Source organism: Azospirillum sp. TSH100 (genome assembly GCF_004923295.1).
Lineage (GTDB): Bacteria > Pseudomonadota > Alphaproteobacteria > Azospirillales > Azospirillaceae > Azospirillum.
The window spans coordinates 758,126-775,822 of sequence record NZ_CP039634.1; the positions used below are offsets into that span (position 1 = coordinate 758,126).

General features: G+C 67.7%; 20 protein-coding genes. 9 read left to right on the plus strand and 11 right to left on the minus strand.

Annotated elements, in window-relative coordinates:
• The first annotated feature begins 54 nt into the window (after positions 1-54).
• Positions 55-1,866, plus strand: a complete 1,812-nt coding sequence (locus E6C72_RS03595; RefSeq protein WP_109443452.1) for a sensor histidine kinase — start codon at positions 55-57, stop codon at positions 1,864-1,866.
• Positions 1,867-2,114: 248 nt separating this feature from the next.
• Positions 2,115-3,047, plus strand: a complete 933-nt coding sequence (locus tag E6C72_RS03600) for a DMT family transporter (RefSeq protein ID WP_247875992.1) — start codon at positions 2,115-2,117, stop codon at positions 3,045-3,047.
• Between the two features lie 6 nt (positions 3,048-3,053).
• Here E6C72_RS03600 and E6C72_RS03605 read toward each other — a convergent pair whose 3' ends face one another.
• Complete coding sequence (locus E6C72_RS03605) at positions 3,054-3,485, minus strand: YkvA family protein (RefSeq protein WP_109443453.1); 432 nt, start codon at positions 3,483-3,485, stop codon at positions 3,054-3,056.
• Between the two features lie 206 nt (positions 3,486-3,691).
• On the opposite strand from E6C72_RS03605, the gene E6C72_RS03610 reads away from it, so the two are divergent.
• The gene (locus E6C72_RS03610) at positions 3,692-4,453 is read left to right on the plus strand and encodes an SDR family NAD(P)-dependent oxidoreductase (protein ID WP_109443454.1); all 762 of its coding nucleotides are present in this window, start codon (positions 3,692-3,694) and stop codon (positions 4,451-4,453) included.
• A gap of 51 nt (positions 4,454-4,504) precedes the next feature.
• On the opposite strand, the gene E6C72_RS03615 is transcribed toward E6C72_RS03610, so the two are convergent.
• Positions 4,505-4,702, minus strand: coding sequence for a hypothetical protein (locus E6C72_RS03615; RefSeq protein ID WP_109443455.1), 198 nt, complete (start codon positions 4,700-4,702; stop codon positions 4,505-4,507).
• Positions 4,703-5,007: 305 nt separating this feature from the next.
• On the opposite strand from E6C72_RS03615, the gene E6C72_RS03620 reads away from it, so the two are divergent.
• Positions 5,008-5,556, plus strand: coding sequence for an NADPH-dependent FMN reductase (locus tag E6C72_RS03620; RefSeq protein WP_109443456.1), 549 nt, complete (start codon positions 5,008-5,010; stop codon positions 5,554-5,556).
• Positions 5,557-5,628: 72 nt separating this feature from the next.
• Here the strand turns inward: E6C72_RS03620 and E6C72_RS03625 are convergent, their stop codons facing one another.
• On the minus strand, positions 5,629-6,834 hold the full coding sequence (locus tag E6C72_RS03625) for an aspartate transaminase (RefSeq protein WP_109443457.1): 1,206 nt from the start codon (positions 6,832-6,834) through the stop codon (positions 5,629-5,631).
• A 382-nt stretch (positions 6,835-7,216) separates the two neighbouring features.
• Here E6C72_RS03625 and E6C72_RS03630 point away from each other — a divergent pair, with 382 nt between their 5' ends.
• Entirely contained in the window at positions 7,217-7,654 is a 438-nt protein-coding gene (locus tag E6C72_RS03630) for a cytochrome c (protein WP_109443458.1), read from the plus strand.
• A 21-nt stretch (positions 7,655-7,675) separates the two neighbouring features.
• On the opposite strand, the gene E6C72_RS03635 is transcribed toward E6C72_RS03630, so the two are convergent.
• Positions 7,676-8,374, minus strand: coding sequence for a cytochrome b/b6 domain-containing protein (locus E6C72_RS03635; protein WP_109443459.1), 699 nt, complete (start codon positions 8,372-8,374; stop codon positions 7,676-7,678).
• 238 nt (positions 8,375-8,612) lie between these two features.
• Between E6C72_RS03635 and E6C72_RS03640 the strand changes: the two genes are divergently transcribed.
• Both E6C72_RS03640 and E6C72_RS03645 read left to right on the plus strand, forming a co-directional pair.
• On the plus strand, positions 8,613-8,849 hold the full coding sequence (locus E6C72_RS03640; protein ID WP_109443460.1) for a DUF4170 domain-containing protein: 237 nt from the start codon (positions 8,613-8,615) through the stop codon (positions 8,847-8,849).
• A gap of 77 nt (positions 8,850-8,926) precedes the next feature.
• Positions 8,927-9,457 (plus strand): metallophosphoesterase family protein, encoded by a 531-nt coding sequence (locus E6C72_RS03645; protein ID WP_109443506.1) that lies wholly within the window; start codon positions 8,927-8,929, stop codon positions 9,455-9,457.
• Here E6C72_RS03645 and E6C72_RS03650 read toward each other — a convergent pair.
• From E6C72_RS03650 to E6C72_RS03675, 6 genes are all read right to left on the minus strand, one after another.
• On the minus strand, positions 9,443-11,830 hold the full coding sequence (locus E6C72_RS03650; RefSeq protein ID WP_109443461.1) for a bifunctional diguanylate cyclase/phosphodiesterase: 2,388 nt from the start codon (positions 11,828-11,830) through the stop codon (positions 9,443-9,445). The genes E6C72_RS03645 and E6C72_RS03650 overlap by 15 nt on opposite strands.
• 252 nt (positions 11,831-12,082) lie before the next feature.
• Positions 12,083-12,868 (minus strand): hypothetical protein, encoded by a 786-nt coding sequence (locus E6C72_RS03655; RefSeq protein ID WP_109443507.1) that lies wholly within the window; start codon positions 12,866-12,868, stop codon positions 12,083-12,085.
• A 43-nt stretch (positions 12,869-12,911) separates the two neighbouring features.
• The gene (locus tag E6C72_RS03660; protein ID WP_109443462.1) at positions 12,912-13,196 is read right to left on the minus strand and encodes a hypothetical protein; all 285 of its coding nucleotides are present in this window, start codon (positions 13,194-13,196) and stop codon (positions 12,912-12,914) included.
• A complete protein-coding gene (locus E6C72_RS03665; protein WP_247875993.1) occupies positions 13,189-14,748 on the minus strand; it encodes a portal protein in 1,560 nt (519 codons plus the stop codon). The genes E6C72_RS03660 and E6C72_RS03665 overlap by 8 nt, the downstream gene beginning before the upstream one ends.
• Positions 14,727-15,125: a hypothetical protein gene (locus E6C72_RS03670; RefSeq protein ID WP_109443463.1), complete on the minus strand. Its 399-nt coding sequence runs from the start codon at positions 15,123-15,125 to the stop codon at positions 14,727-14,729. Before E6C72_RS03670 ends, E6C72_RS03665 begins: the two co-directional genes overlap by 22 nt.
• The gene (locus E6C72_RS03675) at positions 15,122-15,538 is read right to left on the minus strand and encodes a hypothetical protein (protein WP_109443464.1); all 417 of its coding nucleotides are present in this window, start codon (positions 15,536-15,538) and stop codon (positions 15,122-15,124) included. Before E6C72_RS03675 ends, E6C72_RS03670 begins: the two co-directional genes overlap by 4 nt.
• 174 nt (positions 15,539-15,712) lie before the next feature.
• Between E6C72_RS03675 and E6C72_RS03680 the strand changes: the two genes are divergently transcribed.
• Positions 15,713-16,345: a helix-turn-helix transcriptional regulator gene (locus tag E6C72_RS03680; RefSeq protein ID WP_109443465.1), complete on the plus strand. Its 633-nt coding sequence runs from the start codon at positions 15,713-15,715 to the stop codon at positions 16,343-16,345.
• A gap of 90 nt (positions 16,346-16,435) precedes the next feature.
• Positions 16,436-16,741 carry a hypothetical protein gene (locus E6C72_RS03685; protein ID WP_109443466.1) on the plus strand — a complete coding sequence of 102 codons (306 nt, stop codon included), beginning with the start codon at positions 16,436-16,438 and terminating at the stop codon, positions 16,739-16,741.
• Here E6C72_RS03685 and E6C72_RS03690 read toward each other — a convergent pair.
• Positions 16,717-17,565, minus strand: a complete 849-nt coding sequence (locus E6C72_RS03690; RefSeq protein ID WP_109443467.1) for a branched-chain amino acid aminotransferase — start codon at positions 17,563-17,565, stop codon at positions 16,717-16,719. The two genes, E6C72_RS03685 and E6C72_RS03690, sit on opposite strands and share 25 nt — an antisense overlap.
• Positions 17,566-17,697 lie beyond the last annotated feature (132 nt).

The following is a 17,697-nucleotide window of genomic DNA, read 5'->3' on the forward strand; positions in this document are numbered from 1 at the left end:
CGCGCCTCCGGCGACCGGCATGGCGGTTTGCACCGATGGGAAAGGAACGGCCGATTGAATGGCCCCACCCTCCCCCCGTTTTCCGACGACTCCGCCGGTTCCGGACGCAACGCTGCGGACGGCGCGCAGCCTTTCCGCAAGCCGCGGCTGGAGGCTGCCATCGGCTGGCTGGCCGCCTGCGGCTTCCTGTTTCTTGCCGTCGTCACCGTGGTCGTCGGGGGGCAGTCGCGCCAGCGGGCCATCGACGGGGCGCAGGAACGGGCACGGGCGGCCGTCCGCGTCCTGGCGGAACACGCCGCCCGCCTGTTCGATGCCGCCGACCTGCTGGTGGAGTATGCCGCCCAGGAAAGTGCCGGCCGGCCGTGGGACGAGGTTGCCCAGTCGCGCGCCCTGTGGGACAGGCTGAACGCCCAGCGGGCCCGGCTGCCCTTTCTGGACGCCGTCTGGCTGAACGATGCGACAGGGCTGCTGCGGCTGACGACGGCGGCCTTCCCGGCCCCTTACTCCGATGCGTCAGACCGCGAGATCTTCCTGTTCCATCAGCGTAATGCGCGGCAGGGCCACGCCGTCGACCAGCCCCATATCGGCCCGCGCATCATCGGCCGCGTGACCAACAAGGCGACCTTCCTGCTCAGCCGCCGGCTGTCCGAAGCGGATGGCGGCTTCCGCGGCATCGCCTCCGTCACCATCGATCCCTCCTACCTGTCCGGCTTCTACAAGGAGCTGGATGTCCCGCACGAACCGGTGACCATCCTGGTGCGGGCCGGCAGCCTCGACGTGCTGGTGCGCGAGCCCACCGAGCCCGCCGGGTCTGCTGGGTCTACCGAGCCGGTCCCCCTGTCCGACACCGCTCGCCGGGCGATCCAGGCGCAGCCGGACGGCGGCGTCGCCCGCGACGACACCACCATAATTGCCCACCGCCGGGTCGACAGTTGGCCCGTCCATGTCGTTGTGCGGCTGGATCTGGCGCCGGTTCTGGTGTCCTGGCAACGGGTGATCGCACCCTATGCCGGACTGGCGGCGGCGGCGGCCATGGCGCTGGCCGCCCTTTCGGTCTTCGGCTTCCGGCAGGCCGGTGCCGCCCGGCAAGTGCGGCGCGAGCTGGAGCGCCGGGTGCGCGAGCGCACCGCCTCGCTGGAAAAGACCATCGGGGAACGCGACGCGGTGCTGGCGCAGAAGGATTTACTGATGCGCGAGGCCAACCACCGCATCAAGAACAGCCTGCAGGTGGTGTCCAGCCTGATGAGCCTTCAGAGTCAGGCGGTCGGCGACCCGCGGCTGAGCGACCATCTGCTGGAAGCCGGACGGCGTGTCCAGGCGATCGCCGACATTCACCGGCTGCTCTACCGCGTGGATGACGTCCATTTCATACCCTTCCACGATTATCTGACCGAGCTATGCAGGGAACTGGAGCGCTCCGCCCGCTCCGAAGGCGGCGACTGGCGGCTGGAACTGGTGGTGGAGCCGGTGGAGGTACCCACCGACCACGCGGTGCAATTGGGCCTGCTCGCCAACGAACTGGTGATGAACGCCATCAAGCATGCCTATCGGCCGCTTGCCGCCACCATGGCGGGCACGGTGGCCGGGCCGCAGGATGGCGATCCCGACACCACCCCGGCGGCGGCCAACGTCATCTTCGTCGGCCTGCGGCGGGATGAAGACGCTCTGCGGCTGATCGTCGGAGACCGCGGCGTCGGGCTTCCGCCCGATTTCGACTGGCGCCAAAGCCGCAGCCTGGGCATGCGGCTGATCCATACCCTGTCCAGACAGCTGGGGGCGGTGCTTGCCATGGAAAACACAAACCCCGGCGTACGCTTTACCATCCGTCTGCCGCACCGCACCACCGACGGCGGCAACCCGGAATAGAGCCGGGGCGGGCAAAAACCATAAATTCCGCAAGATCGAAAGTATTGCCCGTCATACGGGAGTATTATCGCCTCCCACTTCCGTATTTTGCTTGCGCCGGATAGATTTTCTCCAGAGGATCATCGCTGCGGCGCTGGCCGCGGGTGGTCTGACCGCAAACATCCCGAATACAGTGATGCCTGCGCCAACGCCACCTGTTGCAAGCCAGACCGGACCATCCGCCAACGGCTTGCCAGGGACGACTGATCGTGACCGTCTCCGCCTCTTCCGTAGACGCGCCCCCCCAGTTGCAAGCGCCATCGAACCAGCTTCTGCTTGGCGCCGGCTTCATGCTGCTGTCGGCGCTGCTGTTCGGGATCGGCAACACGGCGGTGCGCTGGGCCTCGACCGTGATGGACCCGCTGGAGGTCGTGTTTTTCCGCAACCTGTTCAGTCTGCTGTGGATGCTGCCCTGGGCACTGACGGCCGGTGCTCCCGCCTGCGGGGCAGTCCTGACGGAGCGACGGCTGGGTCCTTACGTGACACGGGCGCTGACGACGCTCTGCGCCATGTCCGCCTGGTTCTATGCGATCCTCCACATTCCGCTGCCGACCGCGACGGCTGTCAGCTTCGCCATCCCCCTGTTCGTGGCGGTGGGAGCGGCAGCGTTCCTGGGCGAACGCGTGCGGCCACGGCGCTGGGCGGCCGTCTGCGTCGGCCTGGCCGGCGTGACCATCGTGCTGAGGCCGGGGTCGGCGCCGATCGATCTGTCCTTTCTGGCGCTGGTCATCCATTGCATCGCCGCCGCCGGCACCATCCTGCAGATGCGGCTGCTCAGCCGGAAGGACAGTCCGCCGGTGATCGTCACCTTCCTGGGCCTGCTGGTCACCCCGATGGCACTGGTTCCGGCGCTGTTCGTCTGGACCTGGCCGAGTTGGAGCGTGCTGGGCGGGCTGGCGCTGCTGGGCGGGGTGCTGACGCTGGGACAGCTGGCGATGACCAAGTCGCTGGCGCTGGCCGAATCCTCGGCGATGATGCCCTATGATTATGCCCGGCTTCCTTTAACTGCCATCGTCGCCTGGATCGTCTTCGGCCAGACGATGGACGTGTGGGGCTGGGTGGGCGCCCTGGTGATCGCCGGCTCAGCCCTCTATTCCATGCACAGGGACGCGGCTGACGGGCGCAAAGCGGCAAGACTGTAGCGCAGGTCAGCCGGCCTGTTCAGTTTCGCCGGCCCCAGTCACGCCCTCCCCCGTTTCGGCACTCAGAGCCTGCTTCGCCCGTGCCCAATGGGCTGGCGTGAGGTTCGTCCGCACCGTCTGCACGGCGGCGGCCAGCACCGCCGCATCGTCGGTAAAGCCGGCGATCAGCAGCCAGTCCGGCACCGCATCGACCGGCAGCACGAAATAGGCCAGCGCCCCCAGCAGGATCGCCTTCGCCCGATAGGGGGTTGCCGGATCGGTTGCGCAGAAATAGGCGGCCACCAGTTCTTCCAGGAAGGGAATGCGGTGCAGGTTGGCGCGAAGCTTTTGCCAGAAGCGGCGGCGCACCAGCCGTTCGTCGCGCTCGACCCGGCCGGGATCGGGAACCGTCAGCGTGGCGCCGTCGCCAAGGGAGGGGGAAACGGACGATGCGGTCATGGACGCAGAAATCCCTTTCGGAAATGACCCTTCAGGAAACGAGGCACGGCATCCCTGACGGCATGATGCCTCCCACCATACGGTGTGGTATGGTGCGCCGGCCATCTGGTAAACAAGCCATCTGGTAAACAACAAGTGCGATCGCATCCTGTTGGACACAAGGCCGGCACCCTCGGCGGACCGGCCGCAATTAAGGAGGAGATGCCATGAACATCCAGGGTCTGTCCGCCATTGTCACCGGCGGCGCCTCGGGCATGGGGGCGGCGACGGCGCGTCATCTGGCAGGTCTCGGCGCCAAGGTGACCGTGCTGGACATCAACGAGGACGCGGTGCTGAAGACCGCGCATGAGATCGGGGGACTGGGGTTGGTCTGCGACGTCACCGACGGCGCTTCCGCCGAGCGGGCGTTCGATCAGGCACGCTCCGCCCACGGCCCGGCCCGCATCGCGGTCAACTGCGCCGGCATCGCGCCCGCCCAGCGCATCGTCGGCCGCGACGGGCCGATGCCGCTGGAGAATTTCCGCTCGGTGATCGAGATCAACCTGATCGGCAGTTTCAACATCCTGCGGCTGGCCGCGGCCGACATGGCGAAGCTCGACCCGCTGGACAGCGGCGAGCGCGGCGTGATCGTCAACACCGCCTCGGTCGCCGCCTATGAGGGGCAGATCGGGCAGGCCGCCTATGCCGCGTCGAAGGGCGGCATCGTCGCCCTGACCATCTGTGCGGCCCGCGACCTTGCCCGCAACGGCATCCGGGTGATGACGGTGGCTCCCGGCCTGATCGGCACGCCAATGCTGCTGAACATGCCGCAGGAGGTTCAGGACAGCCTGGCCGCAACCGTTCCCTTCCCCAAGCGCTTCGGCAAGCCGGAGGAGTACGCCCGCCTCGTCCAGCACATCCTGGAGAACGAGATGCTGAACGGTGACGTCATCCGTCTGGACGGCGCAATTCGCATGGCGCCGCAGTAAGGATCATGCTGGAGACGGAGTGGCTCTTCCGCAGGGGCCGCTCTTTTCCCTTCAGGCTTCGGCCATGGCGGCTTCGTCGGCACGTTCCGCCTCGCCCAACAGGTCGATCAGCAGGGTGGTGCAGTGCTGAAGCCGCTGGTCGGCCGTGGCGGTCGCCATGTCGCGTCCGGTCATCTCCTGCCATTCCTGCAGCATCAGTGCCAGATGCTTCCTGACGTGATCATCCCGATCCAGTCGCCGCGTCGCCATGTCGCTTTCCCTTCCTTCCGATCCGCCCGAGCCAAAGGCCAAAGCCGATGGGCGCGCCCGGTTGCGCCTCCCACCCTTTGTGTGCCCTCTAAGTAGGTAGTCATCCAGCCTGTCAACAGCTGGAACCCAAGATGGTCACAGCCTGCCTGCACCGTCCGTCCGGCTCTGTGCCGACGACAAATCGGCCATGACCTGTTGGAAAGCTCGACCTGCACCGACCATCTCAGCGCCGTGGTATCCATTGAATGGCCCGGAAGGCCCCCGGTTGAAAGACACTGGACGAACTGAGGAAAGGCAACCGCTTCATGACCGATGCAACGGTGCGTGCCAAACTGCTGGGCCTGCCCGGCAGCCTGCGCAGCAACTCCAATTCGCTGGCCATCCTGCGCGGATTGCAGGACGCCCTGCCGGCCGGGGTCAGCATGGACATCCGCGACCTGCGCCTGCCGCTCTACGACCAGGACATCGACACGCCCGACGCCCCGGCGGAGGTCCATGCCTTCCGTCAGGCCATCGCGGACGCCGACGGCGTGCTCATCGTCACGCCCGAATACAATTACGGCATGCCCGGCGTGCTGAAGAACGCGCTGGACTGGGCCTCGCGTCCCTACGGCAAGTCGGCACTGATCGGCAAGCCGGTGCTGGTCATCTCCAACTCCCCCGCCTTCACCGGCGGCGTGCGGGCACATCAGCAGGTGAACGACACGCTGCTGGCGCTTCCCGCCAAGCTGTTGGGTGGCCCCCAGGTGGTCGTCGGCGGCGTCGGCGAGAAGATCAAGGAAGGCAAGCTGGCCGACGAAGCGGTACTGAAATTCGCGCTCGGCGCCATCGACAGGATGCTGGCGGTGAAGTAACGCCCGCATAAGGAAAAGGGCCGGCACCCTACGGCGCCGGCCCTTTTCCTTGTTCAGGTTCTGCGGACGCTATCAGTCGCGCAGGTTGCCGCAGGCGCGCTGGATGCGCTTGCACGCCTCTTCCAGCGCTTCCGTCGAGGTCGCGTAGGAGATGCGGAAGTGCGGGGCGAGGCCGAAGGCCGAACCCTGGACGACGGCGACGCCTTCGGACTCCAGCAGGTAGGTGACGAAATCCTCGTCGGTCTCGATCACCTTGCCGTCCGGGGTCGTCTTGCCGATGGTGCCGGCGCAGGACGGATAGACGTAGAAGGCGCCTTCCGGCTTCGGGCAATGCAGGCCCTTGGCCTGGTTCAGCATCGAGACCACCAGATCGCGGCGCTGGCGGAAGGCCTCGCCACGCTCCTTGATGAAGTCCTGCGGACCGTTCAGCGCCTCGACGGCGGCGGCCTGGGCGATGGAGGTGGGGTTGGAGGTCGACTGGCTCTGGATGACGCCGATGGCCTTGATGAGCTCCTTCGGGCCGCCGGCATAGCCGATGCGCCAGCCGGTCATTGCGTAGGACTTCGACACGCCGTTGACGGTCAGGGTGCGGTCGTACAGCGACGGCTCGACCTGGGCCGGGGTGACGAACTCCAGGCCGTCATACAGCAGGTGTTCGTACATGTCGTCGGTCATCACCCAGACATGCGGGTGCTTGACCAGCACCTCGGTCAGCGCCTTCATCTCGGCGCGGGTGTAGGCCGCTCCCGACGGGTTCGACGGCGAGTTCAGGATCAGCCACTTGGTCTTCGGCGTGATCGCCTTTTCCAGGTCGGCGGGCTGCAGCTTGAAGCCCTGCTCGGCCGGGCAGGAGACGAAAACCGGCGTGCCTTCCGCCAGTTCGACCATGTCCGGATAGCTGACCCAGTAGGGGGCCGGGATGATGACCTCGTCGCCCTGGTTCAGCGTCGCCATCAGGGCATTGTACAGCACCTGCTTGCCGCCGACGCCGACGGTGATCTGCTCGGGCGTGTATTTCAGGCCGTTCTCGCGCTCGAACTTGGCACAGATCGCCTTCTTCAGAGCGGGCGTGCCGTCCACCGCGGTGTACTTGGTGTCACCGGACTCGATCGCCTTGATGGCGGCGGCCTTGATGTTGTCGGGGGTGTCGAAGTCCGGCTCGCCGGCGCCCAGGCCGATGACGTCGCGACCGGCCGCTTTCAGTTCGCGGGCTTTGTTGGTCACGGCGATGGTCGGCGACGGCTTGATGCGCGAGAGACGGGACGCGATAATCGACATGGCGGCGGGCCCCCTCAGGGCTATGGAGACGGTGTGGCGGAGACGTCGTTCGACGCCTGCCCCTCCGGGTGGAAGGCGCGAGGCCGGACCTTACTTCCGCTCTACCCCGGTTGCAAGGCCGGTCGGGCGGTGAAAACCCCGTGGTTCAGCGGTTTTTCCATCCTGTGGCGGTGCCGTACCGGGCCGCACCGGCCGATATTCCCTGCCATCCGCTGGTCAAGGTGCCAGCACCTGCAAATCCCGTCTTTAATCCTCCGCAGCATTATTCATCACCGCACCAATCGACGCCATGACGGCACGGCTCTGTCACGCCTGCTTCACTTGACAGCTTTGGTGGAGCAGCGTGTAAGGTCTGGCGTCGGGGGCGAAATTCGACGAAGGGATGAGAACCGTGTTTTCCCGTATGGTGCTTGCGGCGTCGGCCGCGCTGATGCTGACCGGCGGCGTTGCCCTGGCCCAGGACGTGATCCAGACCCGCAAGGCCGGGTTCGAGGACTTCAAGAATGCGATGGGTGAGATCAAGAACGCGGTGGGCAAGGGCGACCTCGCCGCCGTCGGCCCGGTCACCGACCGCATCGACGCCTTCGCCGCGAAGATCCCCAGCCTGTTCCCGCCCGGCTCCGACAAGGGCAGGACGGCGGCCAGGGAACTGATCTGGGCCAACTTCCCGGACTTCACCGCCAAGGCGCAGGGCCTTCAGGCCTCCGCCCAGGCCCTGAAGGTCGCCGCCGCATCGGGCGACAAGGCCGCGACGGCCAAGGCGTTCGGCGCCATGGCCGACAGCTGCAAGGCCTGCCACCAACGCTATCGTTCCGAATAAGCGGCCGGTCAGCCCCCGAACTCAACCGGCAGCGCGCAGCACCAGAAAGACCAGCCCGGCCGACGCCGCCAGGATCGCCAGCGCCAGCCCCGTCGGGGCGCGCCTCGGTTCCGACGCCACCAGCCGCGCCGGCAGGATCTTGCGGCCGGTGACCATCGGGCGGATCAGGTTGTCCTTCCTGACCAGCAGATGGAAGAACACCGCCGCCACATGCAGTCCGATCAGCACGAAGATGCCATTGGCGAGCAGCCGGTGCAGCGAACTGAGCAGCGCCACGGTGGCGCCGGAGATCAGATGCACCAGCGGCCCATCGACCAGGATATCGTCGCTGGTGAACAGGCCGCAGCCGGCCTGGACCAGCAGCACCAGCAGAATCGCCACCACCATCAACGCGCCCAGCGGATTGTGGCCCAGGATGAGGGCGGCCTCCCCACCCGCGCGTGAGCGCTTCAGATAGTCGCGGATGGCGGCAGGTCCCTTCACGAAATCGGCGAAGCGCGCGGTCTGGCTGCCAACCACGCCCCAGCCCAGTCGGAACAGCACGAGAATCAGGACTGTTTCACCCGCCAACATATGAACGGCAAGCACACCAAGCTCGGCCGACAGAATCGCAACCATAACGGCGGCGACCAATGCCCAATGAAACAGACGGGTCGGCAGGTCCCAGACCCGCAGCTCCCGCACATGTTTCTCCCGAGTCGCGGTATGACCACTTGCCATCGCTCGATCCTTGCAGTGTTCGGCCGTGTTTTAGGTCCCTGTCATCTGCGGCAAATGAACGGATTCTTTATCCTGATCCTGAAAACGCCACGGTTCCGTGGTGGCAAAGGCCGATGAGCGTGTCAACAGGCTTGAAGCGCCGGCCGGACGACGGATATGAGAATGCGACGCATCAGCCGGCCTGCCGGCGCAAAGACAGCCATAACTCCCCAATCCCCCCGCTTACAAGGACCCCGCCATGCCCGACAAACAGCTCCTCCACCTCGTGTTCGGCGGCGAACTCGTGCGTCCGGACACGGACCAGTTCGTCGATCCGTCGAAGCTGCACATCGTCGGCATCTTCCCGAGCTATGACGAGGCCTACAAGGCATGGCGCGGCGCTACTGGCCAGACCATCGACGACGCCCACACCCGCTATTACATCGTCCACCTGCACCGCTTCCTCGACCCGGCGGCGGACGACCATAAACATTGAGCGCGGATCCGCCGGCGCGCCCGAAGCGGGTTCCTGATTGTGGGAACCGCCAGCGGCGCGCCGACGTTGACCTGCCGATGACCGTCTATTTCACCAGCGACACCCATTTCGGCCATGGCGGCGCCCGTGGCCGCTTTCGCCGTCCCTTCGACTCCACCGCCGAAATGGACGCGGCGATGGAGGCGAACTGGAACGCCACCGTCGGTCCCGACGACGAGGTCTGGCACCTCGGCGACTTCGCCCTGCACATGAAGCCCGACACCATGGCGGCGCTGCTCGGCCGGCTGAACGGCACCAAGCACCTGATCGCCGGCAACAATGACGGCCCGGCAACGCTGGCGCTGCCAGGCTGGGCCAGCGTCGGGTATTATGCCGAACTGACGCTGGACGGCACCGATCTGGTGCTGTGCCACTACGCCTTCCGCACCTGGAACGGCATGCACCGCAAGGCGCTGAACCTGCACGGTCACAGCCACGGCCAGCTGAAGCCGCAACCCCGGCAGATCGACGTCGGTGTCGATGTCTGGAGTTTCCGCCCGGTCACGCTGGGCGAACTGATGCTTCCCCGCGCGCGGCGGAAGACGGCGCCCGTCTCAGGCGGCGCCTAGCTCCGCCTGACGCAACCGCTCCATCAGCAGGCGACAGGCAGCCTCGGCCGGTACCGGGCGGCCGGTCAGCCAGCCCTGGACCTGGGTGCAGTTGTGGTGGCGCAGGAAATTGGCCTGCTCGGTCTTCTCCACCCCCTCCGCCACCACATGGAGGCCCAGCATGTCGGCCATGGCGATGATGGTGGAGACGATGCCGGCGTCCTCGCGCTCGTTCGGCACGCCGTTGATGAAGGAACGGTCGATCTTCAGCGTCGTGATCGGCAGACGCTTCAGGTAGCTCAAGGACGAATGACCGGTGCCGAAATCGTCCACCGCCACCCGGATGCCCATCGCCTTCAGCGCCGCCAGCACGGCCAGCGCATGGTCGAGGTCCTGCATCACCGCGCCCTCGGTGATCTCCAGCTCGATCAGGCCGGGCGGCAAATTGTGACGGTCGATGATCCGCCGGAAATCCTCGGCGCTGCGGTTGCGCAGATGCTTGGGCGAAATGTTGACGGCCACCGGCACCGGTTCCATCCCCGCATCCAGCCACTCGCGCATCTGGCGGCAGGCCTCGTCCAGCACCCAGTCGCCGAGCGGGACGATGAAGCCGGTCTCCTCCGCCACCGGGATGAACTCGCCGGGCGGGATCATCACACTTTGCCCCTGCCCCAATCCGTGCCCCGGCTTCTCCCAGCGCAGCAGGGCCTCGAACCCCTCCAGCGAATAGTCGATCAGCGACACCTTGGGCTGGTAATGCAGGCGGAACTGTTTCAGCGCCAGCGCCGCCCGCAGATCGCCGTCCAGCGCCAGTTGCCGCCGCGCCTGTTCGGCCAGTTCGGGTCGGAAGAATGCGTGGCGGCGTCCGCCCATCCGCTTGGCGGCATAGAGCGCCGTCTCGGCCGCGCGCAGAAGCGCCTGCGGGTCGTCGCCGTCTGCAACGCTGTCCGCAACGCCCTCCCCGGCGAGGTCGGTCGGATAGACGGCGATGCCGACCGCCGGGCGGACATAATGCTCGCAGCCCGGCAGGGTGACCGGTGCGTCGAAGGCGTCCAGGATGCGTCCGGCGATGATCGCCGCTTCGTCGGCATCGCGGATTTCCTCCAGCACGACAGCGAAATCGTCGGTGCCGATGCGGCCGACCAGATCGGCGGACCGCACCGAGGCGACGATCCGCCGCGCCACCTCCTGCAGCAGCGCGTCGCCGGCCTGATGGCCCAGCGTGTCGGTGATCAGCTTGAAGCGCGACAGATCCAGGCACAGCACGGCGAAGGGCCGCCGGTAACGGCGGCTGCGCTCCACCGCCGCCTCCAGCAGCGACTCGATCATCGCCCGGTTGGGCAGGCCGGTCAGCCGGTCGCGGGTGGCCAGCCGCATCAGTTCGCGTTCGTGGCGCAGCCGCTCGGTCACGTCGGCCAGCGCGCAGACGAAGCCGCGCCGGCCCTGCACCACCAGCGGCGACACGCTGAGCGAGGCGTCGATCCGCTCCCCCGTTCCGGCGCGCACGACCCCCAGCGCCTCTTCCCGCACCGGTTCGGGCACGTCGGCATCGGCAGCCATGGCGGCCAGCAGCGTATCGATCCGCGCGCGGTCGGGCGGCGCGAACAGTCCGGAGAGCGGCCGGCCGCGCAGGTCGCCGGCAGGCACGTCGAACAGGGCGACGGCGGCGGGATTGTGCTCCTCGATCCGGCCACGGGCGTCGACCAGCAGGATCGCCTCGCCGACATTGTTCATGATGCCGGCCAGCCGCTCGTCCCGTTCGATCAGGGCGACGGCGGCGCGACGGCAGAACTCCATGGCGCGGGCCATGGCGCCGAATTCGTCGCGGCGGTCGCAGCCGGGAATGTCGATGTCGGTCCGCCCCTCCGTCAGCAGGCGCATACGGTCCGACAGCGCCTCCAGCGGTCCGACCACATGCTGCGACAGGAACATCGCCCCCGGCCAGCTCAGCACCAGCAATGCCGCCAGGAACAGCAGGAAGCCCGACGCCTCGACCAGGAAATCGCGGTCAAGATCGCCGATGTCGCCGGCGGCGGCGATGGCCCAGCCCCAGGGCTCGAACCGCCCCTCCGCCGTCACCGCACGGTCGATGTCCGGCCAGCCCGCCGGGATGACACCGTCTGTGAAAATCCTGACATGAAAGGGCTTGGCCGACAGGGCCAGCAGCACCGTCCGCGCCCGGTCGCGCGCCTCGTCGCCGGAGATCTCGCCGGAGGTCGCCGACCGTTCCAGATCGCGCAGAAGCAGCCCCGCCGAGTCCACCAGGGCGGCAGCGACCTGCCCCCGCTCGGCGATCATGCCCTGCCGAAGCAGGTAAAGCGCGGGGATCGCCGCCATCAGGCAGCCGATCAGGCCGATCCAGGTCAGCCAGCGAATCTTGCGGCGCAGCGTCATTGGGCTTGGCGTCGCTCTCTTGTCCGTTCGGTAAACGGACGGTTAGTCGTCAGGAAGGGAAAGTGACGACTTCGTTTCAATCGTGCAATTCAATTTTTCTTCGCACGCGCAACAGATACCTGTCCAACCCATACGAAGGTTGCATGCTGCGGCGCTTTGTCCCTGTTCTGCCCTTTGCCCCGGCCACCGGTCCCTCCGTAACGCTGTAGAAACGAGGGAATGGCGGCCGGGACCTGTTCATCTCACTCCCGATCACCCCTGGCCGGGATAAAGGCGCTGAAATCCTTCGGTGACACGGGCGATCACCGAAGGGTCGCGGTCGCGCCAATAGCGCGGGTCGCGCATCAGGGTGCGCAGTTCGGCCTCGCCCTCGCCGCCGCCGGTCCGGTTTCCCGCCATTGACAAGGCCGCCGGCTCGCTGCCGGTCATCATCGCGTAAAGCGCCATGACACCTTCGTAGGTGGTCGCCAGCCCTTCCACCGCGGCCGGCGGCAGGGCCTTGCCGGCCCAGGCCAGCAGTTGCCGCGACACCTCGCGCCAGCGCTCCTCGCCGCCGAAGCGGGCGACCAGCCGCTCGACCTCGCGCTCCGCCTGGAATTCGGCGGCTATGGCCTGGATCAGCGGCATCATCCGCTCGGCGGCGAGATCATAGAGAAGCTGCGCCTGATCCGGGGTATAGCCGGCCTGATGCAGGCGGCCGTTGATCTCCGGATCGGGCTGGAACAGGCCGTGGTCGCAAGCGATGCTGTAGCCGTCCGGCGTCTCCGGCACACCCAGCAGGCGGCGGAGCTGTGCCGGATCAAGGCTGGCCGGATCGAAGGGGGCGGTTTCGGAGAGCGACTCGGACGCGGCATCCGGCGGCGCCTGCCGGGTCTGGCCCTGCGACGACAGGCGACGTTCCAGTTCCAGATAGGATTTCAGCAGCGCCTCGACACGCAGGGCGCCGGTCCTGGGATCGCGGAACTTGTCCGGAATCGGCAGCGGCGGGACCATGTCGGCGGGAGTCACGGCGGATTCGGTCAGCAGAGTGTCGGCCATCATCAACTCCTGCAAGGAAGGGAAAGGAGGAAGGCGCCACCGGTCAGCCCACCCGCCCGCGCACGACGAGCGCGAGGATGGTGGCGACCAGCTGACGCTGTCCTTCGAGGTGACGCAGCGCCGCCTCCGGCGCGTCGGGCCCCAGCGCGCGGTCGAGCGTCATCGCCCGCAGCACCGCGAGCACCCGCGCCCCATCGTTTCCGGCGAAGCAGCGGGCGAAGCTGGGAGCCGGATCGGCTTCCGGTGCCGTGGCGTTATCGAAACCGCAGGCAGACGGTGGCTCCAGCCAGTCCCAGCCGCCCTGCTCGACCATCGGGCCGTCAGCCATTGGAACCACCGTCAGTGGAGAGGCCGGCAGCAGAAAGGCCGGCGCTGGTCCCGGCAGCTGCGACCTCCGCCCGCATCAGCTTGGCCGGCACGCCGAAGGCCTCGCCAAGCCAGTGGGCGGTCGCCGCAGCATCCACCGTGGCCTCCGCATCCGGTCCCAGCGCCTTGACGCTGTCAAGCCAGCGCAGCGTCGCCTGGACGTCGCGCTGGGCCTGGGCCTGGGCGAGCGGGGAGCGGTGCTGCAACTCCACCAGCCGGCCGTCGACGGTGATGTCGGGGATCTCGCCGCGCCGACGCAGGATCGACACCGCCCGCAGCACCAGCGGCGTCATCAGTTCCGCCTGCAACCGTCCGTAGGTGGCACCGAGCAGCCGCGCCATCTCCACCGAGCGTTCCAGCACCTCGGTCGCGGTCATCCGCGCCGACTCCACCGGCCCCAGCCGGTCGACCAGCAGCGCGTGGCGGATGCGCCCGCGCAGATCGTCCAGCACCAGCTGCGACACGTCGAACCGGCCGGGGTTGGCCAGCGGCGTCAGCCCGGCGGACCCCACCGCCTTGGGAATGATGGTGCCGGGCACCAGCCGGATGGTGGTGGGGTTCAGCACCCCGTCGTCGTCGGCCTGCCAGATGCCGGTGACGGCGATCGAGGCGTTCTTCAGCACCAGTTCCACCACCTTGTTGGCGGTCTTGATGTCGGGCAGCGCCTTCATCACCGGCGAGCGGCCATAGGTCTCGCCTGGTGCCTTCAGCCAGCGGAAATTGACGAAGGGCGATTGGGCGAAGCGCCCCTGCGCCAGCCAGGACGGCTCGGCCAGCCCGCTGTCCAGCACCACGCCCCAGCGATAGGCCGTGCCGTCGGGCAGCACCGCCTCGACCAGGGGGAAGCGGCTGTCGGGATCCTCGGCCGTCTGTTTGCGCAGTTCGTCCGGCAGCTCGGCACCGGGGAAACGTTGGAGGATCTGGGCCAGCGTCGCCTCGCTGCGGCGGAAGGTGGCGTCCAGCCGGCCGTCCGGCCCCTCCTCCAGCACCGCTTCGGCCAGCGGCACGGCGGTGAAGCGCAGGCTGGACGGGGCGCCGGGCGCGGCCTCCTCCATCAAGAGACTGGCGGTGCCGACGGCGACGAGGTCGAGGAAGGCCTGATGAATCTCCACCGCGAAGTTGGAGCGGTCGAAATGGGCCTGGACGATCCCGGCGGCACGGTCGAGCAGCGGGGCGACACGGTCGCGCTCCGCCCCGGTCAGGGTCGGGCCGGGCTGGAAGCCGAACCAGCGCGACCAGGGCGGCGTCAGTTCCGACAGCAGGCTGGCCGCCAGTTGCTCCACCGCATCGGGAGCGGTACCGTCGAACAGCCGGTCGACCCGGCGTTCGCCCGGCGTGCCGCCGCCGCGGAAGGGCCGGCCGTTGGGCAGCGCATGGTCGTAACACTCCTGCCAATGGCTTTCCCACACGCTGCGCCGTTCGCGGGCGACGCGATAGCGCTCCAGCAGGGCTTCGGGCTCCGTCAGGTCACCCTTCCTGCGGGCGAGCGGCTTCACGGCTGTGGATGCGGGCATGCGCGGTCTCCTCCAGTCAGATGGCGGTGCAATTGCCAGGGGGTCAGCACCCCGCGGGCGCGCAGGCCGATCAGGCGCTTGACCGCCTCGACGCAAGTGAAGGGTCCCCAGGGAGCGGGACCGGCCGGGCGGCGCAGCGGGGCGGCATCGACCGTCAACCCCTGGGAGCGGTACCAGCCCGGCAGGTCGAAGCAGGCCGGCAGGTCCAGCACTGCGATATCGGTAAAGCCCGCAAGTGGATCGACAGCCACCCAGCGCCGCCCGTCGGTCAGCAGGGCGAGGCAGTGGCGGAAGCCCGGCTTCAGCAGCCGCAGCCACCACAGCGGCGCCTCGCCGCGATAGACCACCCAGGCCGCCGTCCAGGGGGTGGGAGTCATCGCGCGATGCCCCGGACGATGCCTTTGTTGCGCAGGGCCGGGGCGATGAAACCGAAGGCCTCCTGCCACAGGGCATGAGCGCGTTGTTCTCGGAAGCGCTCAGGTTCCGGCGCGCTCTGGCGGCGGCCGTAATGGACCAGCACATGCAGATGGTCGCGCAGCAGCTTGCGCGTCCGGTACAGCCGGTCGACCACCTGAAGAACGTCCTGCGGCTCGCACGGCCGCGCGATCTGCCCGCAGCCGGCGACGATCCGTGCCCCGGCCGCCTTGGCGTCCTGCGCCTGCACCGCCCAGAACCAAGCCTCCTCCGCACCGGCGAAGGGTTCGCCCTCGACGCTGTAGGGCTCCGCTTTCAGGGGAACGGCCCGGGAAAGGCGGGGGGCGGGCAAAGCGGGGGCGGCCGGACTCAGCATGCTGGTCTCCTTGCGGCTTTGGATTTTGAAAGGGATGGCATCGGCTCTGGCCCAGTTGGCCTCGATCGTGGCGGCGCCATCTGTTTGCGTTATGTTCCGCCCACCGCCTGGGGTCAATGGTTTTATGAAAAAGTTCCTAGGGACGCTGTCGCCGCTTTATGAGATTATCGTCCCATGCTGAAACATACGGACATCTGGCGGGCCATCGACCGCCTCGCGGCACAGCACGGGCTCTCCGCCTCCGGGTTGGCACGGCGCGCCGGACTGGATCCGACGACTTTCAACAAGAGCAAGCGCACGACCAGCGACGGCAAGCTGCGCTGGCCGTCGACGGAAAGCATCTCCAAGGTGCTGGACGCCACTGGCGCGTCCTTGTCCGAATTCGTGTCGTTGGTCGGCGACGGTGCCGGCAGCACCCCGCTTCAGCGGGTTCCGGTGATCGGCTATGCCCAGGCCGGGTCAGCCGGCTATTTCGACGATGCCGGCTTCCCCGCCGGCAGCGGCTGGGACGAGCTGCTGTTCCCCAGCCTGGGCGACCCGCACGCCTACGCCCTGGAGATCTCCGGCGACAGCATGGAGCCGGTCTATCGTGACGGCGACACCATCATCGTCTCTCCGGCTGCCCAGATCCGCCGCAACGACCGCGTCGTCGTCCGCACCAAGGGCGGCGAAGTGATGGCCAAGCAGCTGATCCGCGAGACGGCGACCAAGATAGAGCTGCTGTCGATCAACCGCGCCCACCCGGACCGTAGCATCCCGCTGTCGGACGTCGCCTGGATGGCCCGGATCATCTGGGCAAGCCAATGAGGGTGGGGGTAAACACCTCCCCGCCCGGTGCGCGATCCTAGGAAAAATTTCCCTTTACCGGCCGCTCGGACAGGCGCTACTGTCCATCCCATGGACCGAGCCGCTCGCCTGGACAGCCTTCATCGTACCCATGACACCCGGCCGCCAAGCCCTGAGCTTCGTGTCGCCCTGCTCGGCGGGGTAGACCGCGCCAACGCCATGAAGCGCGCCGCAACGCTCCGTCTGCACAGCACGCTCGCGGCCGAGGCCCGGCTCTCCACTGCCCGGCGGCGCAGCGCGCTGACCGCCGCGACCTGCCGGAGGGACGCGTGGCTGAGCCGTCTGACCGCCACGCTGGCCCATCACCGCCGGGCGGCGGTGGCTCTGCTCGATCAGCGGAACGCGTATTCCCAATAGAGCGCCCGCGCCCGCTGGAACAGCGGCCCGGCGGCAAGGCTGCGGTCCTCCACCTTGATCACCGGCACGCATTTGGCGTGGTTGCCGGTGGAGAAGACCTCGTCGGCGTCCAGAATGTCCTGCGGGGTCAGGGTGCATTCCTCCACCGTCACGCCGTCGTTGCGCAGCAGGGCGATGACACGCTGGCGGGTGATGCCGTTCAGGAAGCAGCCGTTCGGCACCGGGGTCCGCACCACGCCATCCTTGGCGATGAAGATGTTGGAGGTGGCGAACTCCGCCACATTGCCGATGGCGTCCAGCATGATGGCATTCTGGAAGCCGCGCTTGCGCGCCTCGGTCAGCGCCAGTCCGGCGTTGGGGTAGAGGCAGGCGGCCTTCGCCTCGGTTGGGGCCATAGTCGGGATCGGGCGACGGCGGGTGGAGATGCAGGCGGCGAAGCCGGTCGGCTTCGGCATCGGGTCCTCGTAGATCGACAGGACGAAGCGCGTGCTCTCCGGCGCCGGAGCGACGAAGCCGTCATCGGCGTAGAACATCGGGCGGATGTAGAGCTCCGCCTCCTTGGGGAAACGGCGGATGCCGTCCCAGCACAGCTCCTCGATCTCACCGGCAGTCACCATCGGCTCCAGCCCCATCACCTGGGCGGAGCGGATGGCGCGGGCGCAGTGAAGGTCAAGGTCGGGGGCGACGCCCTGGAAGGCGCGGGCGCCGTCGAAGACCGTCGAAGAGAGCCACAGCGTGTGGGACAGCGGTCCGACGATCGGCGGATTGCCCTCCACCCACTCGCCCTGGATCCAGCTCCACGCCTGGCCTGCCATGCCGCCCATGATTGGTCCTTCCCTAGAAAGAAAATGTGTCCCTACGCTGGGCGCCGCCGGCCGGCACCGCCCATTCGTGGTTCGTCGTCGTTGGTGATCTCCCGAAGAGCATACCCCCTCGCCGCCGCCGGTCAACCGGTG